Genomic DNA, 1,757 nt, shown 5'->3' with positions numbered 1-1,757 from the left:
CGCTAAATTTGGTATCGACCACTTTGGTCGCCAATTTGGCTCAATGTCGTACCTTCAAGAGCTCAGACCAAGTTACGTCAAGCTCGACCAATCCTTCTCCTACTATGACGAGGCTTCGCATAATAGCGAGCTTTGCCGCGCCATTATCACGAATAATATTGCATAACAGCACACAGGACTCTAAATCGCTATAGACGCCTGCTTCAGGGATTTCAAAGCAGATGCGCTCAACCTGTGGCATGCTGCGCAGGAAGTGATTGAGCCAGTCGTGGAACTGAGTATCACTAATACTCTGATGCGTCAGGTTGATTGCCAGTGGCTCATAGTTCCGCTCAAGTAGTTTTTGCTCATACACAGTCTCAATCAGGCACTTATCGAGCAGAGAGCCGAGTGATAGCAGTTCAATATAGGGCATAAACTGGCCAGCGTGAGCCACCTTATCGCCCAACTCAAGTTGACAGTAAAGCTCTCGCTGGGCGACACCATCACCATTACAAAACTGGATAGGCTGCCAACGGAACTTAAACTTCTTATTGCTGATGGCATGGCTTAAGTTGTCGCGCCACTGTTCACGGGTAAACAGCTGTTGCTCTGTAGTTTCGAACCAATGGAAGGATTTATGTTCCTTCAGGGCTTTTTGCAGCGCGTTATCCGCCTGCGCCAGAATGTCTGACACCTTCATCTGACCGATGCGTTCAGCGACACCGATGGCAAAGTTCTCATTGGGCTTACAGCCTGCTTTAGAGATTTCTTGGTTGATGGTGCGGATCAGGGTTTGCAGGTACTTACTGATTTGATCGTGCTCGACATCGGTAACGAGGAAAGCAAATTCAAACGCGGCAATACGCGCTATCACGGATGGGGTGATCTCATTGAGTTGCTGAACCAGCTTTTCGGCTAATAGGCGAATGGTTTCATCCCGAACTTGATAGCCATATTTGCTGTGCACTTCTTCGAGCCAGTCGAGCTTAGCTAAGAATAGGGCGCCACTGCTCGGTTCGCTTAGCCAACCATTGAGGCGACTGACCACATATTGGCGATTAGGCAGCCCAGAGGCGGGATCGGTGAGGTTCTTTTTACGTAAAGAGCCGACTTCTTCATCGAGTGATTGGAACAATTGCTTAAGCTGGGCTGACATGCTGTTGAATGCGGTAACCAAGTCCTTGAGTTCAGTGGTTTTAGGCAGCGGCATATCGGGGCCAAACTGGCGGGCGGCAATCTTTTTGGCATGGTCTGATAAGGCATGCAGTGGTTTTAAGATCCAGGTTAAGCCTAATCTCGCAGTAAAAATGGCGACTAAAAAGAGCAATGAGAAGGCGATAATGGTATTAGACATAATTCGCCACAATTCATGGTAACCAAAACCTGGGTGCGCGGTAATTTCTAGCTGAGCGAGCTGTAACCATCCTGAGGTGATAGTGCTTTCTTTTTTGATGGTTTTAAACAGGTTGAGATTGATGAACCATTGAGGCACGTCTTCAATTTTGAGTGGGTTGTTCCATTCTTGTTGTTTGCCATCAACCATCCAAGTCAGCTTAATGTTTTTGTAATAGCCGCCCTCAAATATCACATTAACTAAGGTTTCGGCTGCGGCGGTATCGCCTGCTTGCAGTGCTGGAGTAAGCATGAGTCCAAGCGAGGTACTGGTATTGTTTAGATCCGATTCCATTTGCTTGGTCAAAAAGCTTTGTGTCTCAGTAAATTGCACATAGCCAAGGCTTGCAACAACCAGCAAGAACAGGCTAAAAAGCAGCGAA

Annotated in this window: 1 protein-coding gene and 1 pseudogene; one reads left to right on the top strand and one right to left on the bottom strand. The window is 47.4% G+C overall.

Translation table 11 applies throughout. The annotated features are described in order from the left end of the window. Positions 1 to 43: 43 nt before the first annotated feature. Entirely contained in the window at positions 44 to 166 is a 123-nt protein-coding gene (locus ACQY6Q_RS11600) for a hypothetical protein (RefSeq protein WP_427981602.1), read from the top strand. Here the strand turns inward: ACQY6Q_RS11600 and ACQY6Q_RS11595 are convergent. Then, a pseudogene (locus tag ACQY6Q_RS11595) lies at positions 137 to 1,757 on the bottom strand (LapD/MoxY N-terminal periplasmic domain-containing protein); the annotation flags it as partial. The gene ACQY6Q_RS11600 and the pseudogene ACQY6Q_RS11595 sit on opposite strands and share 30 nt — an antisense overlap.

Origin of the sequence: Agarivorans sp., from assembly GCF_050295395.1 — a bacterium.
Taxonomy (GTDB): Bacteria; Pseudomonadota; Gammaproteobacteria; order Enterobacterales; family Celerinatantimonadaceae; genus Agarivorans.
Note: the sequence above shows the minus strand (reverse complement) of the source record. Positions and strands in the feature narration are given on the sequence as shown.